Annotated in this window: 11 protein-coding genes; 1 reads left to right on the top strand and 10 read right to left on the bottom strand. The window is 63.6% G+C overall.

Annotated features, from left to right (window positions below):
- Positions 1 to 53: 53 nt before the first annotated feature.
- From BUB62_RS05115 to kdpC, 4 genes are all read right to left on the bottom strand, one after another.
- Positions 54 to 1,226, bottom strand: coding sequence for a histidine kinase (locus tag BUB62_RS05115; protein WP_073107001.1), 1,173 nt, complete (start codon positions 1,224 to 1,226; stop codon positions 54 to 56).
- A gap of 102 nt (positions 1,227 to 1,328) precedes the next feature.
- Entirely contained in the window at positions 1,329 to 2,447 is a 1,119-nt protein-coding gene (locus BUB62_RS05110; protein ID WP_073107000.1) for a porin, read from the bottom strand.
- Positions 2,448 to 2,611: 164 nt separating this feature from the next.
- Positions 2,612 to 4,045 carry an outer membrane beta-barrel protein gene (locus BUB62_RS05105; protein WP_073106997.1) on the bottom strand — a complete coding sequence of 478 codons (1,434 nt, stop codon included), beginning with the start codon at positions 4,043 to 4,045 and terminating at the stop codon, positions 2,612 to 2,614.
- Between the two features lie 48 nt (positions 4,046 to 4,093).
- Positions 4,094 to 4,657: a potassium-transporting ATPase subunit KdpC gene (gene kdpC / locus BUB62_RS05100; protein ID WP_073106995.1), complete on the bottom strand. Its 564-nt coding sequence runs from the start codon at positions 4,655 to 4,657 to the stop codon at positions 4,094 to 4,096.
- 32 nt (positions 4,658 to 4,689) lie between these two features.
- Between kdpC and BUB62_RS05095 the strand changes: the two genes are divergently transcribed.
- Entirely contained in the window at positions 4,690 to 5,262 is a 573-nt protein-coding gene (locus BUB62_RS05095) for a hypothetical protein (protein WP_073106992.1), read from the top strand.
- Here the strand turns inward: BUB62_RS05095 and kdpB are convergent.
- The 6 genes from kdpB to BUB62_RS05065 all read right to left on the bottom strand — a co-directional run bounded on the left by kdpB (position 5,231) and on the right by BUB62_RS05065 (position 14,738).
- The gene (kdpB, locus tag BUB62_RS05090) at positions 5,231 to 7,276 is read right to left on the bottom strand and encodes a potassium-transporting ATPase subunit KdpB (RefSeq protein ID WP_073106990.1); all 2,046 of its coding nucleotides are present in this window, start codon (positions 7,274 to 7,276) and stop codon (positions 5,231 to 5,233) included. The genes BUB62_RS05095 and kdpB overlap by 32 nt on opposite strands.
- A gap of 200 nt (positions 7,277 to 7,476) precedes the next feature.
- Positions 7,477 to 9,177, bottom strand: coding sequence for a potassium-transporting ATPase subunit KdpA (gene kdpA, locus BUB62_RS05085; protein ID WP_073106988.1), 1,701 nt, complete (start codon positions 9,175 to 9,177; stop codon positions 7,477 to 7,479).
- Between the two features lie 128 nt (positions 9,178 to 9,305).
- Positions 9,306 to 9,383, bottom strand: coding sequence for a K(+)-transporting ATPase subunit F (gene kdpF, locus BUB62_RS19775; protein ID WP_143164046.1), 78 nt, complete (start codon positions 9,381 to 9,383; stop codon positions 9,306 to 9,308).
- A gap of 459 nt (positions 9,384 to 9,842) precedes the next feature.
- Complete coding sequence (locus BUB62_RS05075) at positions 9,843 to 11,195, bottom strand: sigma-54-dependent transcriptional regulator (protein WP_073106983.1); 1,353 nt, start codon at positions 11,193 to 11,195, stop codon at positions 9,843 to 9,845.
- A gap of 97 nt (positions 11,196 to 11,292) precedes the next feature.
- Positions 11,293 to 12,126, bottom strand: coding sequence for a murein L,D-transpeptidase catalytic domain family protein (locus BUB62_RS05070; protein ID WP_073106982.1), 834 nt, complete (start codon positions 12,124 to 12,126; stop codon positions 11,293 to 11,295).
- A gap of 203 nt (positions 12,127 to 12,329) precedes the next feature.
- Entirely contained in the window at positions 12,330 to 14,738 is a 2,409-nt protein-coding gene (locus BUB62_RS05065; RefSeq protein WP_084538838.1) for a TonB-dependent receptor, read from the bottom strand.
- Positions 14,739 to 14,750 lie beyond the last annotated feature (12 nt).

The raw sequence follows: 14,750 nt of genomic DNA, 5'->3' as shown, positions 1-14,750 counted from the left end.
AACTTGTCAGAATACAACCCAAGACCCCACCAACCAAGCCCCCAGGCCCCCACCTAATACGTCACGAGAAAAATATCCAGGTCCTGGTCGTGGCGGGCTACGCGGCGGATCAGGTCGGTGGTGATGCCGCGGCGGGTGAGACGGGCCCACCAGCCTTTCTCGCTCGTGACCCCGCAGATGAGCAGCGACACGTTCTTTTCGGCGGCCACGCGCATTATTTCCGGCACCACGTTGTCAGCCTTCACCCGAAGAATCTGGCCGCCCAGCTCGGTAGCCAGCTGCAGGTTGTTGATGAGGTGACGCTGGGCCGCCAGCCCCACCCGGTCCGACGACTCGCGCGGCGTCTGGATGTAGAGTACGTACCAGCGGGCCCCGCCGAGGCGGTCGGCGAGGCGGGAAGTTTTGCGGATGATTTCCTTGGCGGCCGGGGCGTTGGCGTTGATGCAGGCCAGCAGGCGGTCGGTGTTGCGACGCTGCGGGGCCACGGCGGGCGCGCCGCCGGCGTCGCTCTCAATCTGGCGGCCCAGCAGGTTGGCCACTTCGCGCAGGGCCAGCTCGCGCAGCTGGAGCAGGTTTTCGGCCTGAAAGAAGTTCTGCAGCGCCGTAGGCACCTTCTGCGAGTCGTAAATTTTGCCTTCTTCGAGGCGGCCGCGCAGCTCGCCCACCGTGAGGTCCACGTTCACCACCTCGTCGGCCAGCTTGAGCAGCTGGTCGGGCACGCGCTCCGTCACGTCGGTGCCCGTAATGCGCAGCACCTGGTCGTGCAGGCTTTCCAGGTGCTGCACGTTCACAGCCGTAATCACGCTGATGCCGGCCTTTACGAGCTGCTCCACGTCCTGCCAGCGCTTCTCGTTGAGCGAGCCGGGCACGTTGGTGTGGGCCAGCTCGTCCACAATTACCACCGAGGGCCGCCGCTGCAGGATGGCCTGCACGTCCATCTCCTCCAGCATGCGGCCCTTATAGAAAATCTGCTTGCGGGGCAGCACCGGCAGCCCTTGCAGCTGGGCCTCGGTGCCGGCCCGGCCGTGCGTCACCACGAAGCCCAGCACCACATCTACGTGGTGCTGCAGCAGGTCGTGGGCTTCCTGCAGCATGCGGTAGGTTTTGCCCACCCCGGCCGCCAACCCGATATACACCTTGAGCCGGCCGCGGCGGCGGTCCTGCACCAGGCGCAGAAACCGCTCAGCCGACTGGTCGCGCAGGTTGTCTTCGGTGGAGGTTTCCATGCGGGTGGCTGGGTGGTAGTTGGCTGCAAAGCCGGCCGACTTATGCCCTACAGAACGTCCCGGCCAGACAGCGGCAGCCGCCTGACTGGTTATTGGGGTTTTTTAAAACGTGAGGCCCAGCAGGCCCGTGAGGGCGGCGTTTGTCGCGCGCAGTTCCTTGCGCTGGGTGAATACTGCATCAGCGGCCCGGAACTGCTTGCCTTCGAGGCGCAGAATCACGCGGGGCACGGGGTTGTAGTCGAAGCCCAGGGAGTAGCCGCCAGTGTGCAGGCCGCCCACGGCGGTGCTGGCTACCACGGCGGCGGGGTCGTGGAAGTACTCGGCGCGGCCTACTAGGCCGGTTTTCTTGCCCAGGCGGCGGCGCACGATGAGGGAGCCGGCGTGCCAGTGGTCGTAGCCGGCGCGGCCGTCGGCTTTTTCCTGCCAACCGGCGTCCACGGCGGCTGCCAGCCGCCACTTTTCGCTGGGGTTGAAGGTGAGGTAGAAGTCGTGGTAGTAGCGGGTGCGCTGGTCTACGGAGTCGGGCACGTTGCGGCCCTCGCCCAAGTAGGTGCTGGAGTTGAGCAGCCACTTGCTGTTGGGCCGGAACTGCACCTGCGTGCCCACGGCCATGTTCTGGTTGTTGTCGCGAATGACCTGCCAGCCGTTGAGCACCAGGGCCGAAAAGAGCCACTTCTGGCCGTTGTCGTAGGTGAGCTTGGCGCCGGCCTCGTAGTAGGGTGAGTTGTCGGCCATGATGGAGCGGGTCAGCGTGAGGTCGTCGCGGGAAATGGGGCCTTCCAGGCCGATGTGCGAAAGGAAAATGCCGGCATCCAGCCACAGGTTTTTAGCCAGCTTCACGCCGCCCCAGGCCTCGTAGATATTCTTGAAAATCTGAGGCTCAGCGGCGTAGTTGGCATCGGGGTAGGTGCCGGTCTGGATGGCGAAGGTGCCCCGCACCCGCTCGCTCTGGTAGCGCGCGCCCAGCAGTGCAATGTTGATGGCAATCTGGTTGTGCAGGTTTTCGGAGTAGATGAAGCCCGGCCGGCGCAGGTCGGCGGGGTTATTGAAGTCGTAGCCGTAGTACACGCCCACGTAGCCGAAAAACTCGGGCTTGGGGTCGGTTTCAGCGGTTGGGGTAGCGGTGCGGGTGGTGTCGGTGGTGGCGGGTTGCTGCGCCAGTGCCGGGGTGCTGCGCAGCAACCCCGCGAGGGCCAGCGCCAGGAATAAACGTGTTTTCATAGCGGAATACTACGGCAAAGGGGCCAGAAAAGGCTGCACAGTCCCGCAGACCCCACCCCAACCCCTCCCCAAAAGGGAGGGGCTTAGGTTACTTTGGCAAAGTCATTTAGTCGTTGTGATGGTAACCTAAGCCCCTCCCTTTTGGGGAGGGGTTGGGGTGGGGTTTACAAACGGAAATTCACCGAGCCGACGATGCGGTTTTCGGTTTTGCGCAGGTCGGGCTGCCAGTTGGCGGGGATGGGCTGGTCGGCGTAACCGGAGGGCGAGGTGGTGCCGCCGCGGCCAGCGAAGTAGGGCACGTTGGCCGAGCGGTGCAGGTACTCGATGCGGAAGGTCACGAAGTCGGAGGGCATCAGGTCGAAGGTGCCGGTAATTTCCTTGGCCGTGAGCTTGCTGGCGGGCGTGTCGAGGAAGGCGTTGGAGCCGTTGCCGCCCACCACGGCCGGCGTGAAGCTCAGGTAGCGCGAAGGGTTTTTTACGAAGCCGGCCCGTAGCGTGAAGGCGGCCTTGTTCTTGGCAAACCACAGACGGTTGGCAAACGAGGTGCCGGTCATGTAGTTGTTCTTGGCCTTGAGCCCGTCGCCGCTCTGGAAGCCGTAGTGCGTGTTCAGGCTGAAAGCAGCCTGCGTGATGCCGCGCAGCTGGTTTTTGGGCTTGTGGTAGTAGCGGGCCACGATGCTGTTATCGTGGTGAAAGCGGTTGATGTTGGGGTAGCTGCCGATGCCCACCGCCGTAGAGTCGAGGCCAGGGCGCGAGTCGTTGCCGTAGTAGAAGTTGGCCACCAACTGAAGGTTCTCGTTGGGACGCCAGTAGTTGGAGTTGCCAAAGGCCGGGCGACGGTTGAACGTGTTGTAGGTCTGCCAGCCGTTCATCACCCACAGCTCAGTTTTGAAGTTTTTGGTGGGGAAAAACTGCACCCGCGCCCCCTGGAAGTAGAACGGCGTGAAGTCGCAGACCAGGCTGCGCTGGTAGCTCCAGTTTTCCTGCATCACGTAGCTTTCCAACCCGATGTAGCTCATGAAAATGCCTAGCTCCACGTTCAGGCCGTAGGCCTTGTTGAAGTGGTAGCCGGCGGCGGCTTCGCGGATAAACTTCAGGTTGCCGGTGCCCGTGTTGCGGCCGCGCAACACCGAGCCGTCGGTTTCCTGCACTACATGGGCCATGGACCCGGTTTGCAGCCACAGTCGCCCGATGATGTTTTTGTAGTTGGACTCCAGCCCCACCGACGCCAGCGCCAGCGAGAATTCATTGGCCCGCCCCGACACCGCCGAAATGGTCTGGGTGTGGTCGATGGGCCGGGCGAAGTTGTAGTTGTAGTGGCCGTCGAGCAAGGCCACGCCGGTCAGCACGGTTTCGCCGTTGGCGTCCTTCACCTGCAGCGGAAACGTCGATTGGCGGTTCTGGCCGTTGATCCAGGTCAGGTCGTAGCCGTCGAAGGGCACTTTGGCCGGAATGGCCGTGGTGGTGTCGGCGGCGGGGCGCTGGGTACCGGGGCGGGTTTCGGTGGTTTGGGCCAGCAGCGGCGTAGTACCTCCTACGGCCAGGAGCAGGGTGGAAAGTTGTTTTTTGAGGGCCGTGGAGCGGGAAAAGTAGTTCATCGGTAACAGGAAAGAGAAAGAAGAATCGGAAGAAAAATGACCGGCACCTTAACGGCGGGCAGCCAGCTCGTCCAGCGCCACGTTCAGGCGCAGCACGTTCACCCGGTCGGGCCCCAAAACGCTGTGTTCGGTGTGCTGGGCCACTAAAGCCTGCACTTTGGCAGTGTCCAGGTTGCGGGCCTTGGCTACGCGGGCTACCTGCACGGCGGCGGCGGCGGGCGAAAGGTGCGGGTCGAGGCCCGAGCCGCTGGCGGTGAGCAGTTCGGCCGGCACCTGAGCTTTGGTTACGCCGGGGTTCTGCACCAGAAACGTATCGAGGCGGGCCTGCACGGCGGCCAGGTACTCGGGGTTGCTGGGGCCTTTGTTGGAGCCGGCCGAGCCGGCGGCGTTGTAGTCCACGGCCGAGGGGCGGCCCTGGAAGTAGTCGGGCCGGGTGAAGTTCTGGCCCAAGTTGTCGTAGCCTACCACGCGGCCCTTGTGGCTGATGGTTTCGCCCTGCCCGCCGGCCGGGGCCAGTTGAGCGCCGGCCCACACCAGGGCGGGGTAAATCAGGCAGCACACCAGCAGCAGCACAAGGGTCAGGCGGAATGCGGGAAGCAGGTTCTGTTTCATGATGGTTTCAAAGTCATTGGTAAATTGGGCGCATGCTTGATGTCCCGATTCCAGATAATCAAATGGTTACCGTGATGGTAGCTCAAACTACTTTTGCGGTTCTTACAATGCCCGGAAAGTCATTCCGGATTGACTATGTAGAGAAGAAGGAAGCGCGCTTAAAGCCGGGAATGCGTGGCGAATTTCTTAGTTGCACAGAGCATCCTTTACTTCTGGCATACAACAGTTCACTGGTTGGAGTATATGTCAACTCCCGCCTGCCAGAACCAGACGACTTATTGGCCGATATCCAGCAGCGAATAGAAGGAGTGTTTCAAGGCTGGCGCGACTGGCAGTGGTTTTTAAACGGTGGAGCCAACCAGCTGAGGAAAAACATAGTTGACGGCTCTGGCCTACTTATGGCGGGTGCGCCGGTTTCTATTGCCCAAGCTATGGTTGAAGCTTGCGAGAAGTATGGCGTGTCAACCTATGTTCACGGAAAAATGGAGGCTCAGCTAGTGAAACCATTGCATCATCTGCTGCTCATTGGTCAAGGCTACATCATTGCGCAGGACTTCCGCTTTACCGAGGTTCTCACAAAAATGCCCCCACAATCAAGTCAATGACCTTGATGCCGATGAAGGGCACCAGCACGCCGCCCAAACCATACACCAGCAGGTTGCGGCGCAGCAGCGCCGAGGCCCCGATGGGCTTGTAAGCCACGCCGCGCAAGGCCAGCGGCACCAGCGCCGGGATGATGACGGCGTTGAAAATCACGGCCGAGAGGATGGCCGACTGCGGCGACTTCAAGCCCATGATGTTGAGCGCGCCCAGGGCCGGAATGGCCACCATGAACAGCGCCGGCACAATGGCAAAGTACTTGGCCACGTCGTTGGCAATGGAAAACGTGGTGAGCGTGCCGCGCGTCATGAGCAGCTGCTTCCCGATTTCGACCACCTCAATGAGCTTGGTGGGGTCGTTGTCGAGGTCCACCATGTTGCCGGCTTCCTTGGCGGCTTGGGTGCCCGAGTTCATGGCCACGCCCACGTCGGCCTGGGCCAGGGCGGGGGCGTCGTTGGTGCCGTCGCCCATCATGGCTACCAGCTTGCCCTGCTGCTGCTCGTTGCGGATGTAGGTCATTTTGTCCTCGGGCTTGGCCTCGGCAATGAAGTCGTCGACGCCGGCTTTCTCGGCAATAAACTTGGCCGTGAGCGGGTTGTCGCCGGTCACCATCACCGTTTTGATGCCCATGTTGCGCAGGCGCTCAAACCGCTCCTGAATGCCGGGCTTGATGATGTCTTGTAGCTCCACCACGCCCAGCACCCGGTCGTTTTCGCTCAGCACCAGCGGCGTGCCGCCATTGCTGGCAATGGCCTCCACGCGCTGCGTGGTTTCCTGCGGAAAGGCCTGGCCGGCTTTCACGGCCAGCTGCCGGATGGCGTCGGAAGCGCCCTTGCGGATACGGGTGCCGTCGGGCAGCGTCACGCCGGAGCTGCGGGTTTCGGCCGTGAACTTGATCAGCTCGGCGCCCTGCAGGCGGGGCAGCAGCTGCTCGGGGCTCACCTGCTGCTCGCGGGCCAACTCCACAATGCTCTTGCCTTCGGGCGTCTCATCGGTCAGCGACGAGAGCGTAGCCAGCTCCACAAACTGCCGGGCCTCGATGCCGGGTGCGGGCCAGAAGTGCGTGGCTTTGCGGTTGCCGATGGTAATGGTGCCGGTTTTGTCGAGCAGCAGCACATCGATGTCGCCGGCCGTTTCCACGGCTTTGCCGCTTTTGGTGATGACGTTGGCCCGCAGCGCGCGGTCCATGCCCGCAATGCCGATGGCCGAGAGCAGCCCGCCAATGGTGGTCGGAATCAAGCACACAAACAGCGCAATGAAGGCCGAAATGGCAATGGGCGTTTTGGCGAAATTGGCAAACGGCGCCAGCGTCACGCACACCAGCACAAACACCAGCGTGAATCCCGCCAGCAAGATGGTGAGGGCAATTTCGTTGGGCGTTTTCTGCCGCGAGGCGCCTTCCACCAGCGCAATCATCTTGTCCAGAAAACTCTCGCCGGGCGCCGTCGTGACGACTACTTTGATGCGGTCCGACAGCACCTTGGTGCCGCCTGTGACAGAAGATTTGTCGCCGCCGGCCTCCCGTATCACCGGCGCCGACTCGCCCGTAATGGCCGATTCATCAATGGTAGCCAGCCCCTCGATAATCTCGCCATCAGTAGGAATGATTTCGCCGGCTTCCACCAGAAACATCTGGCCTTTCTGCAGCTGCGACGACGACACCGACGACACGTTGCCGTTGGCGTCGATGACGCGGGCGGGCGTTTCCTCGCGGGTTTTGCGCAGGCTTTCGGCCTGGGCCTTGCCGCGGGCTTCGGCAATGGCCTCGGCGAAATTGGCGAACAGCAAGGTCAGAAACAGCACCAGAAACACGGTGAAGTTGTAGCCGAATGAGCCCTGCGCGGCGTCGGGCTTCACCAGCAGCCCCAGCGTCACGAGCAGCATCACCACCGTGCCCACTTCCACAGTGAACATCACCGGGTTGCGGAACATGATGCGCGGATCGAGCTTCACAAAGGCCTGTTTCACGGCCTCGCTGATCAGGGCGGGTTGGAAGAGAGATTGGGATTTGGTAGACATGATGTTCTGTTGAGCGCCTCACGTTCGCCTCACCCCCTAGCCCCCTCTCCGAAAAGGAGAGGGGGAACTAGCTACTAGTTTCTAGAGCTAGTTGGGAAGGTTTGGAATAAGAAGGCTAAGACTAAAAGACTAGAGTCTAGTCCCCCCTCTCCTTTTCGGAGAGGGGGCTAGGGGGTGAGGCGAACGTGAGGCGACTAGCGCTAATACAGCGAGAAGTGCTCGGCCAGCGGGCCCAGGGCCAGGGCCGGGAAGAAGGCCAGGGCGGCGATGATCCAGATGACGAAAAACACCATCACGCCGAAGGTGGCCGTGTCGGCGGGCAGGGTGCCGGCGCTTTCGGGCACGTACTTCTTGCGAGCCAGCAGACCGGCTATAGCTACCGGGCCGATGATGGGCAGGAAGCGGGCCAGCAGCAGCACTACACCGGTGCTGATGTTCCACCAGGGCGTGTTGTCGCCGAGGCCCTCGAAGCCGGAGCCGTTGTTGGCCGAGGCCGAGGTAAACTCATACAGCATCTCGGAGAAGCCGTGGTAGCCGGGGTTGGCCAGCCAGCCGGCGTACTCGGTGGGGTTGTCGGCGTAGAGGTGGGCCGTGAGGGCCGTGCCCGCCAGAATCAGCAGCGGGTGCAGCAACGTCACGATGACGGCAATCTTCATCTCGCGGGCCTCGATTTTCTTGCCCAGCAGCTCGGGCGTGCGGCCCACCATCAGGCCGGCAATGAACACGGCAATAATCAGGTAGGCGAAGAAGTTGAGCAGGCCCACGCCGCAGCCGCCGTAGAAGGCGTTAGTCATCATGCCCAGCATCTGCGCCAGGCCCGAAATCGGCATGAACGAGTCGTGCATGGAGTTCACAGAGCCGCAGCTGATGATGGTATTGGTGATGCTCCAGTAGGCCGAGGCCGCCGCGCCGAAGCGGATTTCCTTGCCCTCCATGGCGCCCATCGCCTGGCTGACGCCCATCCGGTCGATGGCGGGGTTGCCGTGCAGCTCGTAGTACACGGTGGGAGCCAGCAGCACCACGAAGCCCAGCGTCATCACCCCGAAAATCATGTAGGCTAGCTTGCGACGCTTCAGGTAGAAGCCCAGCGCAAACACCATGGCCACCGGAATGACGGTCAGGGCAATGTTTTCGACGGCGTTGGTGAGGAAGTTGGGGTTTTCGAGCGGGTGGGCCGAGTTGGCGCCGTAGAAGCCGCCGCCGTTGGTGCCCAGCTCCTTGATGGCCACCATGGCCGCCACCGGCCCGCGGCTCACCGCCACCGAATCACCCTGCAGCGTGATGAGCTGCTGCTTGCCCTGCAGCGTCATGGGCGTACCGTTGAAGGCCAGGATGAGGGCCACCAGCAGGGAGCCGGGCAGCAGCAGGCGCGTGAGGCTCTTGACGAAGTAGTCGTAGAAGTTTCCCAGCTTATCAGTGGCGCGGGTTTGCAGGGCGTTGAACACCACCACAGCCGCCGCAATACCGGTAGCGGCACTTACAAACTGCAGGAAGGTTATCACCACAATCTGCGAGAGGTAGGACAGGCCCGACTCGCCGGAGTAGTGCTGCAGGTTGCAGTTCACCAGAAAGGAAATGGCCGTGTTGAAGGCCAGGTCGGGCGACATGCTGGGGTTGCCGTCGGGGTTGAGCGGCAAGCTGCCCTGGGTGCAGAGCACCAGCATAGCCAGCAGAAACCACACGAGGTTGATGGTCAGCAGCGCCACCAGGTGCTGCTGCCAGCTCATTTCGCGGCGGGCATCAATGCCCGAAAGCCGGTAGATGCCGTTTTCCACGGGCCGCATGAAATCCAGCAGGTTCTTTTCGCCCCGAAATACCCGGGCCAGGTAGGCGCCCAGCGGCAGGGCCAGCACCAGCGTCATCAGGTAGATTCCGCCGATGCTGAGTAGTTCGTTGGTCATTGTTGTAGGGTCTTGGGGAGCGTCTGTCATGCTGAGCTTGCCGAAGCATCTCTACCGCTTCGCCTGAATAGCGCTACAGCGAAGCGGTAGAGATGCTTCGACAGGCTCAGCATGACCGGCTGGGAAAACTAAAATTTCTCCGGGCGCAGTAGCACGTAGCAGAGGTAGCCGAACGTGGCGAGGGAGAGGAAAAACAGGGCGACCATCATGGCGGGGCGGGGTTAGATCTGGTCGAAGAAATCGACGGACTTGTAGAAGAGCCAGAAGCCCGCCAGGCCAGCGGCCGTGAGCACCGGAATCATCAGGAAAGAATTCATCAGCAGTTGCGCGGTTGGATTGCTCGTGGCCTCTTGCCAATCCAGATCCGGTTTCCGCTGCTGCTTTGCATAGCCTGTTTATATAATTGATTATCAGATAGTATATTTTTCTTCAACTGCCTTACGACCTTGACGGCCACAAAAAAACCGGGTCATTCTGACCCGGTGTAGCAGTCAGAATAACCCGGTTTGACGAGGTGCGTGCGTCCCAGGGTTGAAGCCCTGGGCTAGTCAGCGAGAATCGTTGGGCGCTACGTAGCCCAGGAATTCAACCCTGGGGGCGGGGGGAATCAGGTGCGGCGGTTGTTACGACAATCGTTCAACGACGAGACGCGAAGTGTCGCGTCTCTACAGCCCGTACTCCTGAATTTTGCGGTAGAGGGTTTTGGTGCCGATGCCGAGCTGGCGGGCGGCTTCCATCTTGTTGCCGCCGGTGTCCAGCAGCACCTGCCGGATCTGGCGCTTTTCCAGGGTGCGCAGGCTTTTGTCGGAGGCTTCGTCGGCGGCAGGCGCGGCCGCGAAGTAGTGGAAGTCGGCGGGTAGGTCGTCGGTGGTGAGCGTGTCGCCGTCGGCGAGGATGGCGGCGCGCTCCAGCACGTTTTTCAGCTCCCGCACGTTGCCGCGCCAGTCGTGGCGGCGCAGCTGCTCCAGCACCTCGGGCTCGAGGCCGCGCAGGCGGCGGCGCAGCTTGCCGGCAAAGAACTGCAGGAAGTACTCGGCCAGCAGCGGCACGTCCTCGCGCCGCTCGTTCAGGCCGGGCACCGGCACCGTAAATACGGCCAGGCGGTAGTAGAGGTCGGGCCGAAAATGGCCCTGCTCGGCTTCCTGCCGCAGGTTGCGGTTGGTGGCGGCAATGATGCGCACATTCACGCTGGTGGGCTTGGTGTCGCCGAGCTTGGTGAACTGCTGGGTTTCGAGCACCCGCAGAAACTTGGCCTGCACGTTCAACTCCAGCTCCCCAATTTCGTCTAGGAACAGCGTGCCGCCGTTAGCTTCTTCCAGCAAGCCCTTCTTATCCGTCAGAGCCCCCGTAAACGCGCCCTTCCGGTACCCAAACAGCTCCGACTCCAGCAAGTCCTTCGGGAAGGCCGAGCAGTTAACGGCCACGAATGGCTTGCTGCGGCGCGGACTGGCCTGGTGGATGGCTTGGGCAAACAGCTCCTTGCCGGCGCCGGTGGGACCTTCCAGCAGCACAGTGCTGTCGGTGGGCGCCGCGCGCTCGGCCAGCTTTTTGGCCTGCAGCAGCGCCCCGGAGCGGCCAATCATGCTGGCGAAGCTGTACTGGGCGCCTACTTTTTTCTCGAGGTCGGCTACGCGGCGCTGCAGGCGGGCTTTTTCGGCGGCGCGCTCCACTACTACCAGCAGCTGGTCGTCGGAGTCGCCTTTGGTCAGGTAGTCGAAGGCGCCTTCCTTCATGGCCCGCACGCCGTCGGGAATGGTGCCGTAGGCGGTCATCAGAATCACCTCGGCCAGCGGCGCCGCCTGCTTGTAGCGCGGCAGCAGGTCGAGGCCGTGGCCATCGGGCAGCTTCACATCACTCAGCACCACCAGCACCTCGTCGGCGTGCTGGCGCAGCAGTTCCAGGCCGCGGCGGGCGTCGGGGGCCTGCAGCACGGTGTAGTCTTCCAGCTCCAGCACCCGGGCCAGCATCTGGCGCAGGCTGGTTTCGTCGTCGATGAGCAGCAGCGTTCCTTTGGGCATCGGGTGAGGTAGAGGAGTGTAGGGCAGCAGCCAGCGCAAACCGGCATTGAGGGCGCAAGGCTACGCAAAAACGGCGGTTCCGGCGCGGCCTGCCAACCTAGTTCCAGCCCCGCGCCGCGAAGGCCCGGCCCGCCGCGGCCCCATCGAGCCAGCGCGACTGCAGGGCCGCGCCGCTCAGCAGCAGGCACGCGCCCTCACCCACGGCCCCAATCACGGCGCGGTACTGCTCGGGCGGCAGGGCCGGGCAGCCCCGGCTGTAGCCCAGCTGCCCGTGCCGCGCCAGGTGGGCGCGGCCGGCATAGTCGGCGGCGTGCAGCACAATGTAGCGGTCCTCGGCATTGCTGTTCTGCCCCGCATCCAGCCCCCGCAGCCGGCGCGACAGGCCGTGCGAGCCGCCATAGGTATCGGCCGTACGGTAGAAGCCCAGCGCCGTACACGCCGACTTGATGCGGTTGGAAAAGCGCCGCGCCAGCAGCCGGCCCGAGCCGCGCCCGTGGGCCACGTAGCTGCGCTGCACCACTTTGCCGGCCCGCAGATCAATCACCCATAGCCGCTGGCTGGACGAGGGCAGCTCCATATCGGCCACGGCCAGCAGGCCCGACCGGCGCACTTTGCCCTGCTGCCGCAGCACCAGATAGCCCACGCAGGCCCGTTCCCACACGGCCGGCCGCAGTTCGGCGGCCTCCGTGCCCAGCGCCGCGTGCAGCTGGCCAATGCGCCGCCGCAGCTCGGCCGGCACCGCGGCCAGCGGCGGCAGCGGCGGGGGCTGCAGCGTGTCGGCGGGGGCAGTGGCGCGGGCGGGAGCCGTCCGCGTCGTGGCGGGGCGCGGCTTTTCCTGCTGCTGCTGCTCGGCGGTTTGGCAGCCGCTCAGCAGCAGAAGCAGCAGCCAGAACGAGGTTTTGCCGCTGAATAAGGGAGTTCGGAAATTCATCAACTGTTCTTCGCTGGCGGAAGTACCAAAGATAGCGCCGCCAGGTCAGGTATGATTAGGGTGGAAATCAGGTGGTGTATCGTTCAACGGTCGTCGTGCAACGGTCGTCAGTCTGGAGACTGACCGCGGGCGGGCGGCTGGAAGTCACGCCTGCGGCTTCAGACTTCCGCCAGCGGCGTTGCGCCAGCATAGGCATTCCCAGCTCAGAAAAACACGCTGGCATTCAGCTTCAGGAAGAACGGCGTGCCGGGCGTGAAATGCAGTTCATCTACGGGCTGGGCCTCGTTGGGCAGGCGGGTTTCGGTGGCAAACTGGGCCTGATTCCACGTTGCGTTGAGCAGGTTTTCGGCCGTAGCGCCCACCTGAAAACGCGCTTTGGTGTAGCTCAACACGGCATCGAGCAGAAAGTAGCCCTTGGCCCGGATGCTGCCGTCGTCGTTGGCGGGGCGGTCGTTGAGATGGCGGTAGCGCAGGCTGGCGCTCAGGCCGCCGGGCTGCTTCAGCGTGAGCCCGCCGATGCTGGTGAAGCTGGGGGCCAGCGGAATGTAGCGGGCCTCGGCGGGGGCCTGCACCTGCCGGCCGTGGTTGTAGTTCAGGTCGAGGTCGGCAAACAGGACCCGCGTGAGCTGGTAGCGGGCGGCCACATCCAGCCCGAAGCGGCGGGTGGGGCCGCTGCTTTCCACCTCGGCCGCGTCGCCCACATACACCAGTTCATCCTGCAGATGCAGCGCCCACAGGGCCGTATTCACCACCAGGCTCGGCCCGACCTTGAAAGTGCTGCCCACCTCATAGCCCAGGGCGCGGGGCAGCACGTTGTCGGCGCCCGTGCCCCGAATCACGCCCCGCGCATCGTTGGAGTGAAAGCCGAAGCCGGAGCGGGCAAACAGCTGCACGGCCGGCGTGAGCTGGTAGTACAGGTTCAGCTTGGGCGACACCCGCGCCCGGCTCGTGCGGCCCCGCAGCGGGCGCAGGGCCAGGGCCGTAGTGTCATAGAGCAGGCCGCGGAAGTCGAACGTGAATACGTCGGCGCGTACGGCGGCATTCACGGTCAGGCGCTCGGTCAGGCGCAGGGTTTCGTCGAGGTAGGCGTACACGTTGCGCTCATACAGCCGGCCGGTCGTGAGGGTGTCCAGCACGCTGCGCCGCACGGTGTGGCGCAGGCCCAGGTCCGAAAAGTCGTTGCGGGTGCCCACGCCCAGCGCCGAGTGCAGGTCGCGCCGGCCCAGCTGGGTATCTCGCTCATACGTAGCCGTGTAGCCCAGCAGGTGGCGGTCGTCGGTCTGGTTGATACCGTCGCCGTTCACCGGGTCCTGCAGGAAAAAGGTGAAGTTGGAGTACAGGCTGAAATCGTACTTCGAATAGTAGGCCTGCTGGCGCAGCGTGGCGTCGTGCGGCAGCGCCGTAGTCAGCACCGCCGTGGCGTTGGTGCGACTGGTGCGCCCGCCCTCGGTAGGATCGATGCTGCCGAAGCGCGAAATCAGGCCCTCGCGCACGCCGCGCTCCGGCACCTGGCCGCTGGCATCCCAGCGCGAGGCAAAGTGGGAGCCCAGCAGCATCAGCGACGTATTGTCCGAGAGCTGACCGGTGTATTTGGCCAGCCCGTTGAAGCGGTTGAAGTGCTGCTTGGCGTCGAAGTAGGAGTTGGTGAAGCTGTATTCGGCCGCCACGTAGGCGCTTTCGGGCTTTTTGCTGAGCAGCTGCCGGCCAGCGAGGCCATCAGCCCCCAGCAGATTGAGCAGCACCACGGCCCGGCGCGTGTCAAACTGGCCCAGCTCCAGCTTCACCTGGCTGCGCTCCAGGCTGGTTTTGGTGGTGAAGTCGCCGGCTCCGGCGGTAGCAAAATCGCCAAATCGGGCCGTGTAGGGGCCTTTGTACACCCGCAGCTGGTCCACTGTTTCGGGTATCACAAAGTGGAAGTCGGCGTAGCCCTGGCCGTGGGCGTGGCTCACCATGTTCACCGGCAGTCCATCGATACTCACGGCGAAATCGGTGCCGTGGTCCACATCGAAGCCGCGCAGAAAAATCTGCTCGGCCTTGCCGCCGCCCGCGTGCTGGGCAATGAACAGCCCCGGCACCAGCTGCAGCAGATCCTGCGCCGAGTTCAGGGGCCGCAGTGCCTGGTCGATATGCGAAATAGCCGCCAGCGACTGGTTCACGTCCCGGGGCTGCGACACGGTTACTTCGCGCAAACTCAAGGCCACTGCCGGCAGCGCCAGCGCTATGGTGCGGGTTTCGCCAGCCTGCAGCAGCACCACCCGCGGGCGGGCAGCATAGCCCAGGGCCGTGACCTGCACGGCGTAGGTGCCGGCCGCCAAGCCCCCGAAACGGAAGTTGCCCAGCGCATCGGTGGCCGTGCCGCCGGGCTGGCCCAGCAGCTGCACGCCCACGCCCGGCAGGCGCTGCCCGGAGGCCGAATCGGCAACGAAGCCGCGCAGGAAAGCAGGGTTTTGAGCAGCCAGGGGCAAGGCCAGCAAGCCGCACAGCAGCCCGGCCACGAGCCGCCGCCAGGCTGCTCGTGGCCGCTGGAAAGTCGTAGCGCGTAAGCGCTGTAGCAGCACGTTGAGTCCGGCCACTGAGGCGGCTAATCGATGATTTGGGTAAGAATTCTTCATGCTTACCAACGC

Origin of the sequence: Hymenobacter daecheongensis DSM 21074 (assembly GCF_900141805.1) — a bacterium.
Taxonomy (GTDB): domain Bacteria; phylum Bacteroidota; class Bacteroidia; order Cytophagales; family Hymenobacteraceae; genus Hymenobacter; species Hymenobacter daecheongensis.
This window is presented reverse-complemented; position numbering and strand designations above follow the sequence as displayed.

What these genes read in the sequence shown, in the direction of transcription:
- BUB62_RS05115 (WP_073107001.1), bottom strand. Translation starts at nt 1,226, where the DNA reads ATGGAAACCTCCACCGAAGACAACCTGCGCGACCAGTCGGCTGAGCGG.
- BUB62_RS05110 (WP_073107000.1), bottom strand. Translation starts at nt 2,447, where the DNA reads ATGAAAACACGTTTATTCCTGGCGCTGGCCCTCGCGGGGTTGCTGCGC.
- BUB62_RS05105 (WP_073106997.1), bottom strand. Translation starts at nt 4,045, where the DNA reads ATGAACTACTTTTCCCGCTCCACGGCCCTCAAAAAACAACTTTCCACC.
- kdpC (WP_073106995.1), bottom strand. Translation starts at nt 4,657, where the DNA reads ATGAAACAGAACCTGCTTCCCGCATTCCGCCTGACCCTTGTGCTGCTG.
- BUB62_RS05095 (WP_073106992.1), top strand. Translation starts at nt 4,690, where the DNA reads ATGCTTGATGTCCCGATTCCAGATAATCAAATGGTTACCGTGATGGTA.
- kdpB (WP_073106990.1), bottom strand. Translation starts at nt 7,276, where the DNA reads ATGTCTACCAAATCCCAATCTCTCTTCCAACCCGCCCTGATCAGCGAG.
- kdpA (WP_073106988.1), bottom strand. Translation starts at nt 9,177, where the DNA reads ATGACCAACGAACTACTCAGCATCGGCGGAATCTACCTGATGACGCTG.
- kdpF (WP_143164046.1), bottom strand. Translation starts at nt 9,383, where the DNA reads ATGGTCGCCCTGTTTTTCCTCTCCCTCGCCACGTTCGGCTACCTCTGC.
- BUB62_RS05075 (WP_073106983.1), bottom strand. Translation starts at nt 11,195, where the DNA reads ATGCCCAAAGGAACGCTGCTGCTCATCGACGACGAAACCAGCCTGCGC.
- BUB62_RS05070 (WP_073106982.1), bottom strand. Translation starts at nt 12,126, where the DNA reads ATGAATTTCCGAACTCCCTTATTCAGCGGCAAAACCTCGTTCTGGCTG.
- BUB62_RS05065 (WP_084538838.1), bottom strand. Translation starts at nt 14,738, where the DNA reads ATGAAGAATTCTTACCCAAATCATCGATTAGCCGCCTCAGTGGCCGGA.